General features: G+C 42.9%; 10 protein-coding genes. All 10 read left to right on the top strand.

Annotation, left to right across the window (positions count from 1 at the left end):
* The first annotated feature begins 8 nt into the window (after positions 1 to 8).
* The 10 genes from VF500_RS12385 (at position 9) to VF500_RS12340 (ending at position 17,321) form a co-directional block, all read left to right on the top strand.
* Positions 9 to 386 (top strand): hypothetical protein, encoded by a 378-nt coding sequence (locus VF500_RS12385; RefSeq protein WP_330859969.1) that lies wholly within the window; start codon positions 9 to 11, stop codon positions 384 to 386.
* A gap of 18 nt (positions 387 to 404) precedes the next feature.
* Entirely contained in the window at positions 405 to 2,753 is a 2,349-nt protein-coding gene (locus VF500_RS12380) for a glycoside hydrolase family 3 C-terminal domain-containing protein (RefSeq protein ID WP_330859968.1), read from the top strand.
* A gap of 10 nt (positions 2,754 to 2,763) precedes the next feature.
* On the top strand, positions 2,764 to 5,610 hold the full coding sequence (locus VF500_RS12375; protein ID WP_330859967.1) for a glycosyl hydrolase: 2,847 nt from the start codon (positions 2,764 to 2,766) through the stop codon (positions 5,608 to 5,610).
* 1 nt (position 5,611) lies between these two features.
* A complete protein-coding gene (locus VF500_RS12370; protein ID WP_330859966.1) occupies positions 5,612 to 6,418 on the top strand; it encodes an SDR family oxidoreductase in 807 nt (268 codons plus the stop codon).
* A gap of 495 nt (positions 6,419 to 6,913) precedes the next feature.
* Complete coding sequence (locus VF500_RS12365) at positions 6,914 to 7,915, top strand: hypothetical protein (protein ID WP_330859965.1); 1,002 nt, start codon at positions 6,914 to 6,916, stop codon at positions 7,913 to 7,915.
* A gap of 270 nt (positions 7,916 to 8,185) precedes the next feature.
* On the top strand, positions 8,186 to 8,791 hold the full coding sequence (locus VF500_RS12360; RefSeq protein WP_330859964.1) for an RNA polymerase sigma factor: 606 nt from the start codon (positions 8,186 to 8,188) through the stop codon (positions 8,789 to 8,791).
* A 90-nt stretch (positions 8,792 to 8,881) separates the two neighbouring features.
* Positions 8,882 to 9,895 carry a FecR family protein gene (locus VF500_RS12355; protein ID WP_330859963.1) on the top strand — a complete coding sequence of 338 codons (1,014 nt, stop codon included), beginning with the start codon at positions 8,882 to 8,884 and terminating at the stop codon, positions 9,893 to 9,895.
* Positions 9,896 to 10,180: 285 nt separating this feature from the next.
* Positions 10,181 to 13,825 carry a SusC/RagA family TonB-linked outer membrane protein gene (locus VF500_RS12350; protein ID WP_330859962.1) on the top strand — a complete coding sequence of 1,215 codons (3,645 nt, stop codon included), beginning with the start codon at positions 10,181 to 10,183 and terminating at the stop codon, positions 13,823 to 13,825.
* A gap of 11 nt (positions 13,826 to 13,836) precedes the next feature.
* On the top strand, positions 13,837 to 15,249 hold the full coding sequence (locus tag VF500_RS12345; protein ID WP_330859961.1) for a RagB/SusD family nutrient uptake outer membrane protein: 1,413 nt from the start codon (positions 13,837 to 13,839) through the stop codon (positions 15,247 to 15,249).
* An 80-nt stretch (positions 15,250 to 15,329) separates the two neighbouring features.
* Entirely contained in the window at positions 15,330 to 17,321 is a 1,992-nt protein-coding gene (locus tag VF500_RS12340; protein WP_330859960.1) for a TlpA disulfide reductase family protein, read from the top strand.
* The last annotated feature ends 53 nt before the right edge of the window (positions 17,322 to 17,374 follow it).

The raw sequence follows: 17,374 nt of genomic DNA, 5'->3' as shown, positions 1-17,374 counted from the left end.
TCAAAATCATGAAAAAGCTAAGCTTCATTTTTACACTCATTATCGGACTATTTATTTCTTTAAATCTCCACGCGCAGACCAAACCAGATTATTACCCGGGCAAATGGAATGTGCTGGTTATGGGTACACCAAATGGTGATTCCAAAATGACCTTTGTACTGGAAAGAAAAGATGGCAAATTGGGTGGCGTTGTTCAGGACTCAACCGGTAAGGAACTGACAAAAATCACTTCTGTAGAAGAAAAAGATAAGACCATCACTGCTGCGTTCACGATCCAAAGTTATGATGTGACGCTTACGCTTGATCCTGTAGATGACGACCACGTGAAGGGCAGTTTAATGGGAATGTTTGATGCCAAGGGCGCGCGTGTGAAAGAAAGCAAGTAAATTTTTAATCTGTAAAAAATGAAAAGATCACTGATCGCCCGTTTCGCCGCAATAGCTTTGGTAGTATCGGGACAAGGCGTTTTAGCACAGGGAACTGCACCGCAGTTTGGTAAAGACCCGATCAAGGCCATCGTAAAGGCGATGTCACTTGATGATAAAGTAAAAATTGTTGTGGGCAAGGGTTTCTCCTTACCTGGAATGAGCATGGGTTCTAATGATGAAACACCTGATAAAATTTTTGCAATCTCGGGTCACACGATACCTCTTGCGAAGTTCAGCATTCCATCGATCAGCATGGCTGATGGTCCGTCAGGCATCCATCGCTGGGCAATGACTGCAAAGGACTCCGCTAATAATAGTTTTTCTACTGCCTGGCCCGTAGGTACTTTACTTGCTTCAAGCTGGGATACGACGCTGATTCACAAAGTAGGTGTAGCCTTTGGTGAAGAAATTAAAGATTACGGTATCGACTTCATATTGGGGCCCGGCGCTAATATTCATCGCAACCCGTTGGGGGGACGAAATTTTGAATATTACTCCGAAGATCCGCTCGTATCGGGTTCTGCGGCGGCGGCTATCATTAATGGAATCCAATCGCAGGGCGTTGGGGCGACATTGAAGCATTTTGCGGCCAATAACCAGGAAACCAACCGCGCTTCGGTAAACGAGATCATTAGCGAACGTGCTTTGCGTGAAATATACCTGCGCAACTTCGAGATCGCGGTAAAAAGATCGCAACCCTGGGCAGTCATGAGCTCTTATAATTTGGTCAACGGCACTTATACATCGGAGAGCAATGGCCTGATCACCAAAATACTGCGTGATGATTGGGGTTTCAAAGGGATAGTCATGACCGATTGGTTTGGCGGTAAGGATGCCGTGGCACAAATACTGGCCGGTAACAACCTGCTCATGCCCGGTTCGCCGGCACAGATCAAAGCCATCACCGAGGCTGTTAAAAGCGGCAAGCTGTCTGAAGCCGTACTGGATAAAAATGTTGAAGGCATTTTAAATGTCTGGCTGAAAACATTAACGGCTAAGGGATTTGATTATCCGAATAAAGCCGATTTAAAGGCCCATGCGCAGGTAGCAAGAATGGCCGCCGCAGAAAGTATGGTTTTATTAAAAAACTCAACTCAGACATTACCGGTACATGGTGGTGCTACTGTGGCATTATTCGGCACACATGGTTACGACTTGATTGCCGGCGGTACAGGTAGTGGCGACGTGAATAAGCCTTATGCTATTTCATTGGCTGACGGATTGACCAACGCAGGTTTTAAAGTAGACGCCGCACTTCAAAAAAGCTACAAAGACTATTTGAGCGACTACGCTGCAAAACACCCCAAAAAGCCTTTGATACAAGAAATTATGAATCCAAGTCCGTTTGCACCTGAATATAAAGTTGACGGCAGTGTCGCGACCCAAAAAGCTGACGCTTCTGATATAGCCATCGTATATATCGGCCGTAACGCGGGAGAAGGCAATGATCGCAAGGTGGAAGGCGATTACCAGTTAACCGGCCAGGAAACTGATATGATCAACCAGGTTTCAGATGCTTTCCACGCCAAACACAAGCAGGTAATTGCCGTATTGAATATCGGAGGGGTGATCGATGTAACCATCTTCCGCGATAAGGTAGATGCGATTGTACTTGCCTGGGAACCGGGCGAAGAAGGAGGCAATGCCATCGCCGATGTTTTGAGCGGGAAAGTAAATCCATCTGGCAAGCTGGCGACAACTTTTCCTTCGGTTTACAGCGATGTGCCATCTGCTAAGAATTTTCCTGGTAAAGAATTTTCTGAAAAAGCTACGATGGGGATGATGGGCAAGTCCATTCCGGCAGAAGTAGTTTACCAGGAGGGTATTTACGTCGGTTATCGCTATTATCATACTTTTAAGGTAAAACCTGCTTACGAGTTTGGGTATGGGTTATCGTATACCAATTTTACTTATAGCAAGCTGACACTAAGCAGCCTCTCTTTCCATGGTAAACAGATAGCGTCAGTTACTATTACCAATTCGGGAAAAACCGCAGGGAAAGAGGTTGCGGAACTTTATTTGACGGCTCCTAAAGGACAATTAGACAAGCCTTCAGAAGAATTAAAGGGATTTGCCAAAACACGATTATTAAAGCCGGGCGAGTCACAAACCTTGACCTTTACTTTAAATGCAAAAGACCTGGCTTCGTTCAATACCGATAAATCGGCGTGGATAGCTGATGCAGGGAAATATGAAGTAAAGATTGGCGCGTCAAGCGAGAATATCAAACTGGAAAAGACATTCATGTTACCTGGCTCACTGACCGTTGAAAAAGTTCATAAAGCATTGGCACCTCAAGCGTCAATCGACGAATTGAAAAATTAAAGATCAAATCATGAATGCTTTCCGAAAATTAATTGGGTATATCTTGTTGCTGATCCCGGGTTTGTCATTTGCGCAGGAAAAATCAACCCATTGGTTTCCCAAATATGATTTCAACCCTTCGGCTTTTCACAAACCATCAATCCAATTTGCGCCATTCGCACGTTGGTGGTGGCCGGGGAATTTCGTTGATTCGGTGGAGCTGAAGCGCGAGATCAATCTTTTCGCGGATAATGATTTTGGAGGTATGGAGATCCAGCCATTTAATTTCTTTATACCCGGAACACCGGAAGCAAAGGCTAAGATCGTGACCTGGGATACGCCGGACTATTATGCCAATGTAGCTGCAGTCATGAGGGAAGCCAGGAAGCGTGGGTTAACTATCGATATGACTGATGGCAGCGGCTGGCCGCCGGGCGGCCCGTTCCTTAAGGATGAAGACGGTTTTATAACGCTTGCATTTGCTGAAAAAGACATAACAGGCGGAGATATCGCTATTGTTGTTCCAACGGTGGCCAATAACACTTCAGCACCTTCGCATTTGGAAGCTGTATTGGCAGTTAAAACGTTCCCTAAAAAAGAAGGTGATAAAAACACAACGGTTTCACTTGATCCTAAATCGATCATTGTGTTAACCCCACAAGTTAAAAGGGATTCACTTTACTGGCATAGCCCTGCGGGGAGTTGGAAGATCATAGCTTTCTGGAGCAAACCGCAGGGCGAAAAAACGATGGCGGCAACGACAGTTCAAGGCCCGGTGGTAAATCATCTTGATTCAGCCAAAGTGCTTAAAAGCTACCGGCATTTATTTGGCGAACGGACCGGCTTAAAAGCCTATTTCGGTAACCCGATGAGGGCAGTTTTTGACGATAGTTACGAGTTTGCTGTCGACCGTTTTTTCTCCCATGATTTTCTCGAATATTTTAAAAAGCATCGCGGGTATGGTATTACTCCTTGGCTGCCTGCAGAAATGCAGCGGAAGTATAATTACGTGGACTACATGAACCCGCATGCCGCTCCTGATTTTTCTTTTTCAAAAGAGGACTGGCGTTTAAAATACGATTACGATCTAACCGTCAGCGAATTGTTTACCGATCAGTTTTTGGATGCTACCAGGAATTGGCTTGAACCACAAGGTTTGTTGCACAGAGCGCAATCCTACGGTTTTAATTTGGATATGATTGCAGCTGCAGGGCATGCATCGATACCGGAAACAGAGAGTATGCTCGGGCCCGAAGCCAATTTGAAGATCATGACTTCGGGCGGGCATTTGTACAATAAACCCATCATATCGTCTGAATCGGTAGTCTTCAATGGGAGAGCTTATACAAATACGCCGCAGAAAATTAAGATCGCCGTTGATAAATTGTTTGCAGCAGGTGTCAACCAGATCATTTATCATGGTGTGCCTTATCGTTATACGCCGAAAGATTTAGGCCCCGAAGGTTGGTATGCGTTCTCAACACCATTGATTTCTGCTGTAAATTTTTCTTCTAACCTTGGCGAGGGCAATATCTTTTGGAAAGATCAAAAACAGGTTAATGAATATATCAACAGAACCCAATACGCACTGCGTTCAGGGAAAGCACATGCTGATGTACTGATCTATTTTCCCTTTATGGATGTGAATGGTTTGCCGGCTAATCCTGAAGAAATATTGGCCGATGGCTACTTACCCAATGTTGAAGGACCGCTTCCTGCGACCAAAGTAGCAAAAAATGCTACTAAGGAAGCCTGGGCTGCAAAAGTTTACCCGTTCATTAATCAATTATATGCTAACGGGACCACCTGGGACTGGGTGAACGATGAATCGATACAGAACGCTCAACTCACAAAGGAACATCAGATCAGTATCCATGGGAATAATTACCAGGCACTTGTTTTAGCCGCGGATTCTGTCATCCAGCTAAAAACGGCACAGAAAATCAAATTTCTTGCAGCGCAAGGCATGAAACTGGCTGCTATAGGTGATTTACCAGAAGTTCAACCATCTTATTTAGATTGGCAGCGCAACGATAAACTGACCAGTGGGGCCATAAAAGCGGCATTGAGATCCACTAATAGCCAATATCTTGGAAACAGTACCGCTTTAACGAAATGGATAAAGGGCTTGCGCAACGCCGTTAAGTTCAACGGAGAATACCATTTTACGCGTGAGGTACAGCGGGATATGACCGACGGCAGCCGTATCGAATTTATCTGGAATAAAAGCGATCAATGGCAAACACTTTCCCTGTCGCTGGATAAAAAATATAAAAGCAGCTACTGGATGAATGCTGATGAAGGGACAACGATTAAAAATAGCGGCTCCGTGATCAGCTATCGGATGCCACCTTATGGCTCGATTATTTTATACGCGTCTACTAAAGGCGTTGCAACTATCCCTGCACAGAAAACTCCGATAGACGAATTCGGCAAGAAAATCATTACGGTTGATCAATGGGACTTAAAAACAGATAGTCTTGAATTGAAAAACAGCGCCCTCTTTGACTGGAGAATAAATGATAAACTAAAATTTTCATCATCAGAGGGCATTTATACTTCATCATTTCAATGGGACAATATCCACACAGGTTCATCGGTTTATCTCGACCTCGGCAAGGTGTATTACACTGCTGAAGTTTATATCAATGGCAAATTTGCAGGTAAACGGCTATTTGCACCATATATGCTTGATATAGGTCCGTTTCTTATTTCTGGAGATAATAAGATTGAGGTCAGGGTTACAACTGGTCAATTAAATGGCTTTATAGGCAAGGCAAAGCAGGGCGACGTTCACTATAAACAATTCAAAGGTAAGGAAGACCAGGTGATGGCTGCCGGCGTAGAAGGCCCTGTTGTAATTAGCGAAAAACAATAAAATGAAAGTTCAAAATAAAACCATTGTAGTTACCGGCGGCGGGAGTGGTATGGGCCGCGAGTTAGTACTTGCCTTATTGTTAAAAGAAGTAAAAGTTATAGCATTAGATATTAATGAAACAGGGTTGGAGGAAACAGTAAAGCTTGCTGGGCAGAAAAGCGCGAGCTTGGCTACCCATGTCATTGACATTACCGACAAAGCAGCGGTTGAGGAAACGGCTGTAAAGCTTATTGCAGAAAACGGTTATATCGATGGGCTAATCAATAATGCCGGTATCATACAACCATTTGTGCGGGTAAACGATCTGAGTTACGATTTGATAGACCGGGTAATGAATGTCAACTTCTATGGTACACTCTATCTTATAAAGTCATTGTTGCCCCATCTGCTCACACGGCCGGAAGCACACATCATCAATATTTCGAGCATGGGCGGGTTTTTGCCAGTCCCCGGTCAAACGATCTATGGTGCGTCTAAGGCGGCAGTAAAGTTGCTGACCGAGGGGCTTTATGCTGAATTAGCTGGTACAACTGTGAAAGTTTCGGTCGTGTTTCCGGGTGGTGTGAATACAAATATTCTTAGGAACTCGGGGCTCGAAATGCCAAATACCAAGGAGGGAAAAGGTAAAGCGCGAAAAATATTAACTGCTGCCGAGGCTGCGCAAATTATGATAACCGGGATTGAAAAAGATAAATACCGGATAATAGTAGGCAAAGACGCCCGGATCATGGATATATTATACCGGTTAAATCCAAAATCGGCCGCGACAATGATCACCAAACAAATGAGTAAAATTCTTTCGCATTAACATTGTCACAATCATCATGTCAATATATATGATTGAAATTACCCTTCAGGAGATGCACGATATCAGCCCGGGCAACACTCAAACCATGAGCTGTGCGGTTGGAAAATCACCCAGTATGGGTTCAATAAAAGTACTCCAATGAGCTTAAAACGTGCATTTGATTTAAAAACTGGTTCGAATACTGCCCAGTCAAGGGAGCACAAGTCCCGCAAGTCCGCGGGGCTTTTTTATGTCTTGAATTTTTTGATTTATCTTTAGTCGGAGACCACAAGCATAGCCGTCGAAATAAAATACTTCGGACAGCGAAGATTTGTTTAAGCAAAGTAGCCAAAGAGGCTATCGCCCATATGCTTCCCTTTAAAATTTGAACTTGATTTATAGAAAAATGGGGCTTCAATGAGCTTTTAAACCATTAAGCTATCTCATTTATATGAATTAGTTTTAGTAGCAGAAATATTAGCTATTTTCTGCTTAGATTGGCCTTTATTATCTATTATGAAAGCATTGTTTTTAGCTGTCTTGTTAACTGGTTTTTCTCAGTTGTGTTTCTCGCAACAAACCTATGCGCCCGCCGCGTCTTTACCTGCCAAAAATTTGGGCATATATGGCAGAGGTTTATATCCGGGCAATGATACCACTTACCGGTTGTTGAAACACAGTGGGTTTAATACGCTGTTGTTATCAAGTTTTTACATTCATGCAAACGGAGACCTGTATTCTGGTGATTCTCATCAACCTATTATTCATAACGGTAAGTGGGTGGGCGATTCTTCCTATGTGCGAAGGGTGACTGATCTCAAAAGAAAATCTTCCATATCCCGGATTGAAATTTTACTGGAAGGGCGTTGGTATGGGCAGCCGCCGAACACATTTGATTTTATTCGTGACTGGTATGACCCATCTAAGACGGTGCCGGGTATCGTGACCGGTATCGGTGAACAGAGTACGTTATATAATATCTGTAAAGTGCTAAAAGAGGTGCTTGGTGCCGATGCATTTTGCATCGATGACGAGTCTGTGTATGACAGTCCTTCTATTATTGCGATGGGCAAGATTGCGGCAAAACTAAATATGCATATGACATTATGCCCTTATAAAGGATACGCTTATTGGGGCAGTATTCTAAAAGCATCAGATGTAAACGTGGTTGATGCTTTGTATTTACAATGTTATGATGGCGGTGCAGAAAACGAAATAAAAGACTGGGTAGGGGCGCTTAAGCCTAAGCAGCCTATTTATCCGGTATTTATGGTACGTGGTTCATTTAGTACATGCGATACTTATAAAGGAAGTAAATCGGTAACGGAGATCAAGACCCAGTTAAAAGGCTTTAAAAATGACTATCCGGGAATAAGTGGTGCAGCGATATGGCAGATGGAAGATCTGAAAAGTTTCGTGAAGATGGGATGTGCTGTTAAGGAACCAACCTCGGGAAGTGCGAAAAGTGTAGCCCGGTTTTTGAGTCAGTTGAAAAAGACGTTGAAAAGCGAGTTGTAGCATATTTTTGTATCTTTTTATTATGCAGGTATTATTTCTGCGGCTTATATGATGTTTTGATAGGTTTTATAAATGCCAGAGTAGGAAACAGGAGAAATCAGTCACTTGCCTTTTTTATATGACTTGCTATTGGCTAAGTGTGTGTTGAATGATTTACATGGTTCAATGTTGTAGTTCTTCAAAAGTGAAGATCATGGCCCGTGACTTCGCGTTTTTCTAAATGAAATGATCCGCCGCTTATAATAAACGTAAATTTATTAGATTAGCAGTGTGAAGGTTAGGAAAATATACGACGAAATTGAATTGTTGGCTAAATTGAGTAAGGGTGACCAACAGGCCTTTCGTGTTATTTTCGATTTGTACCGCGACAAGGTATACAGCTACGCCCTCAAAATAATGAAATCCGAAAATGCCGCTGAGGAGATTGTTTCTGATGTTTTTTTGAATATCTGGGTAAACAGGGAGGGAGCTGGTGCTATTGTTAATTTTGGAGGTTACCTGCGTACAGTAACTCGTAATTATGCCTTAACAGCGCTACGGCAGCTTGCGCGAGAAACAAGGGCGTTCAACATAAAAAATCAAGATTGGGAAGATGTTGATGCGGGCACCGAAAATTACATCAGGTATAAGGATGTCCAGGATGTAGTGAACCGTGCCCTTGAAACGTTGCCCCCTCAGCAAAAGCTCGTTTATAAATTATGCAAACTGGATGGAATGAAACATGCCGATGTTGCCAGTCAGCTTAATATTTCGGTTTTAACCGTAAAAACACATTTAAAAGTAGCAAGCCAATCGGTAAAAACCTATATGCGCAACCATAGCGATGTAGGGATGTTGTTGGTTTTTGTATCTGTTAGTCAGATTATTACAAAATAATTTATTTTTTTTTCTTTTTAACTACCCCCTTTTCTTTTTTGTGTCGTCATGTTATAAAAGCAGTTTAATAAACTGTTAAATAATTAATAATTGATTTTAGGCGATATGGCTATTACCCGTTTAAAATATCTGTATACAAAATACCTTGATAATTCGTGTACCGAAGCGGAAAGGGATGAATTTTTGAACATGGTAAACATTGGCAGCCATGAGCCGGAACTTCAGCAATTATTAGATAATTATTGGGACGAACATGCTGTTACAGCCGAGTTGACCAACGATAAGGCGAATGAAATTTTTACCGCCATTGTTGGTAATGATAATGAAAGGGTTGAGGACAAGAAACGGGTAGTGAATTTTAACGTATATAAGTGGGCGGTTGCCGCTGCGTTATTAGTTTTTGCGGGGATAGCTTACTATTTATACAAACCGGCAATCTTAAAAAATGAGATCGCGTTTGCGCAGGCTAAAACAACTGCCGAGCATAAACAGATCAGGCTGCCCGATGGGAGTACAGTTGTTTTAAATAACAACAGCTCATTGAAATACCCGGTAGCATTTGCCGGTAATACCAGGGAAGTGACTTTACAGGGCGAAGGGTATTTTGATATTAAGCATGATGCCGGGCATCCGTTTATAGTACATACCGGTAAAATTGTTACCACTGTATTGGGTACAGCCTTTAATATTAATGCTTACAGCAACCAAAAATTAATTACAGTTACGGTAACGAGGGGTAAGGTAAGCGTTAGCGATGATAAAAAAGTTTTGGCAGTGATAACGCCCGATGAGCAGGTGGTGTTTAATAAAGATCAGGAGCGTTCGGTTCAGGCAGTTGTAAATTCAACGCAAACCGTACAATGGCAAAGTAATGATCTGTATTTTGATGATATGAATATGGGGCAGGCCGCGTTAATGCTTACTCAGAAATTTAAAGTGAAGATCAGCTTTGCTAACGACGCAGTGAAGAAATGCCGCTTTACAGGCACGTTTTTACACGGCGAGAAGCTGAAGGATATACTGGATGTAATTTGCCAGTTTAATAATGCTACCTACAAATTTTCCGGTAATGGTGAAGTTGTGATTGATGGTGCCGGATGTTGATGTTATAAAATTAATTAACCCCTTAATTTAAATGCTAAAACCCAACCCGAATGAAGAAAATGTACCTGATTTAAAAAACAAAAACTCCCTGTTTGAGCAGGGAGCTTAAGATTGAAGCCTGCCTTCGGCGCCAACCGTACTCAGGCTGTTTTAAATAATTTTCCACGATCACTTAAAACGTTCAAATTTATGATTTTTTCTGCAAAATCAGCAGAAAGCTATTGGGGGCGCTTTGCCATCACCCAGCATGCTTGCTTATTATCACCGTATGTAATTCGAAAAATTATGCGTATAAGTTTATGTACCGCCATAATTTTAACTACCAGTCTTAATTTATTGTTTGCATTTACCGTAAGTGGCCAAAATGTAAAAGATGTTAATATAAAGCTGGAGTTAAACAATGAGTCGTTTCAATCGGCTATCAAAAAGATCGAGGCGGCTACACAGTTCAGGTTTGTTTATCGTAATGAAGATATCAAAGGCTTAAACCACCTTACTATGCCTGGCCGCGAGCGCAGCGTTGGTGAAACGCTCGATCTGATATTGAAAAACTCGGCATTTAGTTACCGCCAGCTAAACAATAGCATTATGGTTGTGAAAGCGGTGCCAGCGCCTGCAACCCAGGAAAAAACGGAAGACGTAGGGCTAACACGCCATACAGTTAAAGTTTATGTAACAGACGAGCAGGGTGAGTTTTTAGCATTTGCCAATGTTACAGTTAGAGGCTACCCTCGTTTAGCAGAGCAAACTAATCAGGATGGATTTGTAAATATTTTTAGCGTAAAAGATGAAGATGTACTCTTGGTCAGCTTTGTGGGTTACATAACTCAATCTGTTACCATTGGTAAGCAGGAAACTATCCATGTGAGATTGGTAAAGGATATCACTACCAATTTAAAAGAAGTTACCATTGTTTCTAACGGTTACCAAACCCTGCCTAAAGAACGCAGTACCGGGGCATTTGCAACCATAACAGCGAAGGATCTGGAAAAGATCCCGGTTCCTAATATTATACAGCGCCTGGAAGGTTTGGTGCCCGGTTTACAGGTATATGTAGGGTCCGGCGATCGTAGCTTTGATTATAACAACAGCCAGCAATCCATAACCGGTGGTACACGCACTGTAGGGCAAAATGACTACAATATGAACATCAGGGGTACAAGTACCGTTTCGGCCGAGTCGTTCCCGCTTGTTGTTATTGATGGCGCGGTAAGTAACCTTGATCTATCTACCATCAACCCCAATGATATTGATAACGTCACGTTTTTGAAGGATGCAGCATCGGCATCTATCTGGGGTATCCGCGCGGCCAACGGTGTAATTGTTATCACCACTAAAAAGGGATCGAATAACGTTGTACCTAAAATCAATTTCTCTACCAGTTTCAGTCTGGCCGAAAAACCCAATTTAAATTATCTTAAAACGATGAACTCGGCCCAGGCGCTTGGATACGAAAAGGAGTTGGTTGACCGTGGTTTTATAACCGATCTGGGTAACGATTCGTACTATAACTACGCCTCGGCAAACGTCAGAAATAAAGGTAGTTTGCTTGCCTTGCAGCTTAAAGCTGGTTCAATTACACAGGCGCAATATGATGACCAGGTAAAAAGCCTGAGTGCTATTGATAACCGTTCGCAAATTTCAAAATACCTTTTACAGGCTGCCCAAAGTCAGCAATATAACCTTTCGGTAAGCGGCGGTACCGATTTTTCAAACTATTATTACTCGGCTTCGTACAGCAAAGAGCTGCCTAACGCAATCGGAAGCTCGGCTGGCCGGTTAACTATCAATTTAACTCATAACTGGAAGCTATTTAAAGTGGCCGATCTGTCAATTAATGTAAAAGGCGCATCGTTTAACTACGTTAATAACGGCATCGCGTTGAACAGTCTTTATACACCATCATCAAGCACCATGATGCCATATAGCCTGCTTAAAGATGCTAATGGCAATAACCTTGCGTATGATAGGGCAGTTCCATCAGCATACACGGCAACGTTATCGCCCAACAGGCCAAGCTGGCAATACAGTTTCCTCGATGAGCTTGCTAATAATGATAATACCCAAAAAGATAACGATTACACTGCTACCATTAACTTGCGTGTACCTATCATTAAAGGGCTAAGTGCGTCGGCATTATACTCAACAGAGCGCACCTTTAGCAAAACACGGGTTTATTATAACCCGCAAAGCTATTTCTTCCGCGACTTTATTAATTATTACACAGGCCCTACGGCATCACTTAATAGCATTGGTATTACCAGCGGGGGGATACTCAACTTAACCAATATCGATAATAACAACTATACCGCCCGCGGCCAGCTGGATTACAATGCCAACTTTGGTAAAATACACCAGTTAAGCGCTTTAGCCGGTATGGAGTTAAGGCAAACAGAAATGGGGCAGGGGCTCTCCAGGTTGTATGGTTATAATACATCATCGGGTTTAAGTACCGGGATAAACGCGGGCAATACAAACTCAGATAATATTGGTTACGCAACAATAACCGGGTATAATTACAACTTATCGTCACCTACAGACCAGGCCGATAAAAGGCGCAGGTACTTGTCATACTTCGGTAACGCGGCCTATACTTTAAGCGGCAAATATGTGCTTACAGGTAGTGTACGATATGATGATTACAACAACTTTGGCCTCGATCGTAAATACCGTGCAACACCGGCATGGTCTGGCGGCGTGAAATGGAATATTACCGACGAGGAGTTCATGAAACCCTTATCATGGATCAGTAACCTTGGTTTAAGGGCTACCTATGGGGTAAATGGTAACATATCAACCACCATATATCCATTTACATGGATAACGCTAAACACCGATAACTACACTGGTCAGGCCGCAGCGAGCATCCTTGCACCGGCCAACCCACAGTTAAGGTGGGAGAAAACCTATGTAACCAATATAGGTTTGGATTTTGGTTTCCTGAACAGCCGTATCACAGGCTCTGCAGACTATTATCGCAAAAATGGTAAAGATATCCTTGCCTCATTTATCGTAAACCCAACTTACCTGGGAACCACCACTTCTTATCTAACCCAAAACTCAAGCAAATTGAACGGGCGCGGTGTTGATATAGGTTTAAACGGCCTTGTATACAATGGCACCAATGTAAAATGGACAATTGGCGGTACTTTTTCTTACAACACTAATAAACTGAACGATCCGCGTTATACATCACAGTACACAAGTTCGGCTTATGCCACCACCAGTTATTATGCTAACCCCGCAGGTATAACAAAACTTGATGGTTACCCTACCGACGAGATGATGGTTTTCAGGTACGCCGGACTTGATGCCAATGGTTTAACCCAGGTTTATGATGCCAACGGCAATATCATTAAGGCTACTACAGCAGGTATCCCAACCCTGAGCGCGCTTAAATACGCGGGCCGCCGCACAGCACCTGTCTATGGCAGCTGGAATACCTCATTGCGTTATAAACCCTTTACATTTTATGCCCTTGCAACTTACCAGTTTGGTAACGTGTTCCTGAAACCTACGGCAACAAGCTATGCTACATCGCCCTATAACGTAAAATATGATCTGAACGCCGATATAGCAAAACGCTGGCAATCACCGGGCGACGAGTTTACCACCACCATGCCTGGCCTTAACGGAACTGCAACTGCGGTAAACGCAAGTTTGGTACGCTACGCCTATTCAGATATCAATGTTTTAAAAGGCGATTACATCCGCTTGCGCGAACTTTCTTTAAGTTACCAGGTACCGGTAAATTTTCTGAACAAGGTAAGGATCAAGAGCGCCAACATTGGATTTGCGGTAAGGAACCTTGGTTTATTGTGGACTGCTAACAAACAAGGATACGATCCAGACTTTGTTAATTCTATCGATAGGACTTACAATCTTCCGGCTTCCCGTTCATATATTCTTTCATTAAATGTTAACCTGTAACCAGTAAAAAAATGAGATCATTATATCAATCTTTAATAATAGCACTGGCAATGGTAGTATTTGCCGGATGCCGTAAATACGTAGATATTAAAACCCAGGGCCAGTTAACGCCCGGTGAAACCAGCAATTATCGTTATTTGCTTAACAATACATCGGCCTATGAACTTGGGCCGCGCACAACTGACGTAGCTTCGGACGATGTGAATATAATTGATGGCAGTACGCAGCAACAGCAATTTGTATCGTATGGAGCCTATTACGCATGGTTCCCTCTAAGTTATACCTGGCAGGCGGCTTATCCGGTTAATACCACTTATTATAATGATATAGAGTGGAACGCCATGTACAATACCATAGTATACTGTAATACGGTAACTACCGAGGTGCCAACAAGCACTGGCGGTACCAGCGCCGAAAAAGCCGAACTTATTGCCGAGGCATTAGTACACCGTGCCGATGCTTACCTGATGCTGGTAAACAGCTATGCGAAACCGTATAACGCCGCAACGGCGGCTACAGATCTCGGTGTGCCGATGCTGTTAACTGAAACTACGGCGCAGTCGTTAGTGAGGGTGCCGGTACAAACGGTTTATAACCAGATCATTTCCGATCTGAAAAAGGCTATACCATCGTTGCCGCAAACACAGGCTTATACCACTATCCCGGGCAAGGCATCGGCTTATGGCGAACTGGCCCGTTGTTACCTGTATATGAATGATTATGCCAGTGCTTCGTCATATGCAGACAGCGCGCTGGCCATCAGATCATCATTAAATGACCTGAGCAATTTAACCTCGGTATCGTCTGCCACTTACCCGGTACGAAGGAACGATCCGGAGATATTGCTTTCAAAAATTCCTGTTAGCGGTTATATTAATTATTCGCCTACAGTATTCCGTTTAAGTGATGACCTGTTGAATTTACTGGGTACTGATGATCAGCGTTACAATTTCTTTACCTGTCCGGCAAGCACCATGTCGTCATCATATACAGCAGCCGGTGGAAGGTTTTTTTATAGAGAGATGGCCATTGGCGAAGCACGCAACATAGGCCCGTCGGTACCCGAAATGATGCTGATCAAAGCCGAGTATAGTGCCAGGAATGGCAACGCGGCCGCGGCAATGAATTTGGTGAACGCGCTGCGTAAAAAACGGATCAAAACTGCAGCTTACGCCGACGAAACAGCTGCCGATGCCAATAGTGCGCTTACCAAGGTAATTGATGAGCGTCATCGTGAGTTTTTTTGCAGGATGCTGCGTTGGTGGGATATGCGCCGTTTAAAAAGTGATACCCGTTTCCAGAAAACTTATACACGTACCCTTGGCGGCGTAACCTATACGCTCGAGCCTTCAAGTAACAAATATACTTTCCAGATAGCGGGCTTTGTAATTGGCCTTAACCCTGAGATAGTTCAAAATCCCTGATACTCAGTAAATAATACCCCGAACCCTGGCCGTTGATATATAATGGCCGGGGTTTTTGAAAATGCTATCTAAAAACTAATATGAATAGGAACCTAAAATTCTGGCTCACGGGAGCTGTATTGACTGTGTTTTCGGCCGCGAAGGCCCAACAGTCTGAAAGTTTTATATATACACCTCAACAGCCCAAACCAGGCGAAACAGTTGAGATTATCTACGATCCTGCAGGTACGCCACTGGCCGGCAGTAAAGAGGTACACGCTGTAGCCTACGTTTACAACAGTAATTATCGTTGGCAAACCGTAGATGTGAATATGAAACCTGCCAACGGAAACAAATTTAACGGACAAATCGCCTTCGATAAAAGTTTTGGTATGGCCACTTTGAAATTTACCGCTGGCGATAGCACCGATAATAACAAGGATATGAGTTATACTATCATGGCCGCCGGCACCGATGGCGGGCCGTATAATGCCCCCGGTGCTTACGCGGGTTGGGGATTATTGCGCGCCGAAAGGTTTGGATACGGTATCCCCGGATATTTTAAAGACCCTAAACTTACCGATACCGCTTTTTATTATTGGATGAACAATGAAATAGTAAGGCATCCAAAAGAGTCAAGCTCTGCATTGGCAGTGCCATTTGCCAAAGGTGTTTGGGCTTACCAAAAGGAAGCGGCTATACCACGTATAAGGAATGTGATCGGTTATTTAACCAAACTTGGCGGCGAGGAAAACTTATTAAAAGTAAGGGAGATCTATTCTCAGGTATTGAGGCAAAAGCCATCTGTAGATTCGTTGGATGCTGTGATGCTGAAAGATTATCCTCAAGGAAGTGTAGCGCGTTTAATGGCTTATAAAAAGCTGAATGAAGAGCGCGATTTTAACAAAAAGATTACCTTGTCAGAGCAGTTTTTGGTTGATTTTCCGATGGCTAAAACCGATGCGGGGTTTGATGAGGAAAACAGGATCTCGTACAGTACCGTTTATCAAAACATCGTTGTATTGAATGTGATGAACAAAAACTTTGATATCCTCACAAAGTATATCGATAGCATGCCTTACTACGCGGTAATCAATATTTATTATAAAATAATTGAGATAGCCCATAAGCGTGAAGATCAAACCGACCAAAAGCTTGCCCCTTACGCTAAAATGCTTGTAAACCGAATGGAAACTTTTCGCAACCAACAACCCGCCGAATTTTGGTTCCTTTTGCCCAATGAGTGGACACAGCACTTTGAAAAAGATATGGTTAATAACCTGCTGATTTCATATGTAAATATCCTTAAAAATACAGGCGAAAACCAGGAAGGTTTAAAATACGCCCTCGAGGCGCAATCGTTTTTAAACTACAAAACTGCCCCGCTTAATTACGATGAAGTTGTGCTTTTACAAAAAAACGGCCAGGCAAATAAAGTGAGTGATGTGCTGATCAAAAGCATGTACGAAAACCAGGCTACCCCCGAAATGCTTGATATGCTGAAAGCCAATTATGTTGCCCAATACAAAACCGAAGATGGTTTTGATAAATATCTTGAGTCATTAAAAAATGCGGCATTATCGGTTGCATCAAAAGCGAAGATGGAAATGATAAAAAAAGATATGCCCGATTGGAGTATGTATGATGCGGCCGGCAAACTGATTAAGTTTAAAGAGTTGCGGGGCAAAACCATTGTGATGGATTTTTGGGCTACCTGGTGTGTGCCTTGTAAAGCGTCGTTCCCGGGTATGAAGCTGGCTGTTGAGAAGTATAAAAAAGACCCTAACGTAGCCTTTTATTTTGTTGATACCGAAGAACGTACAGCCAATTACAAAGCCGAAGTAAATAAGTTTATTAAAGATAATAACTATCCTTTCCACATACTATTTGATAACAAGGTTAAAGGCGGTACAATGACCGAAGAGGTTTACAACAGCATTTGCAAAGCCTTTACTATATCGGGTATCCCGCAAAAACTGATCATCGATAAAAATTGCAAGGTCCGTTTCATTGCTGTTGGATATTATGGCAGCGCAAGCGCGTTAGCCGATGAGATGAGCGAAATGATTGAAGCAACTAAAAAAGCAAACTAAAGTGAAACTGTTTTTGAAACAAATAGGAGTGCTGCTGCTGGTTTTTATCGGGT

The organism is Mucilaginibacter sp. (genome assembly GCF_036383575.1).
Classification (GTDB): Bacteria; Bacteroidota; Bacteroidia; order Sphingobacteriales; family Sphingobacteriaceae; genus Mucilaginibacter.
This window is presented reverse-complemented; position numbering and strand designations above follow the sequence as displayed.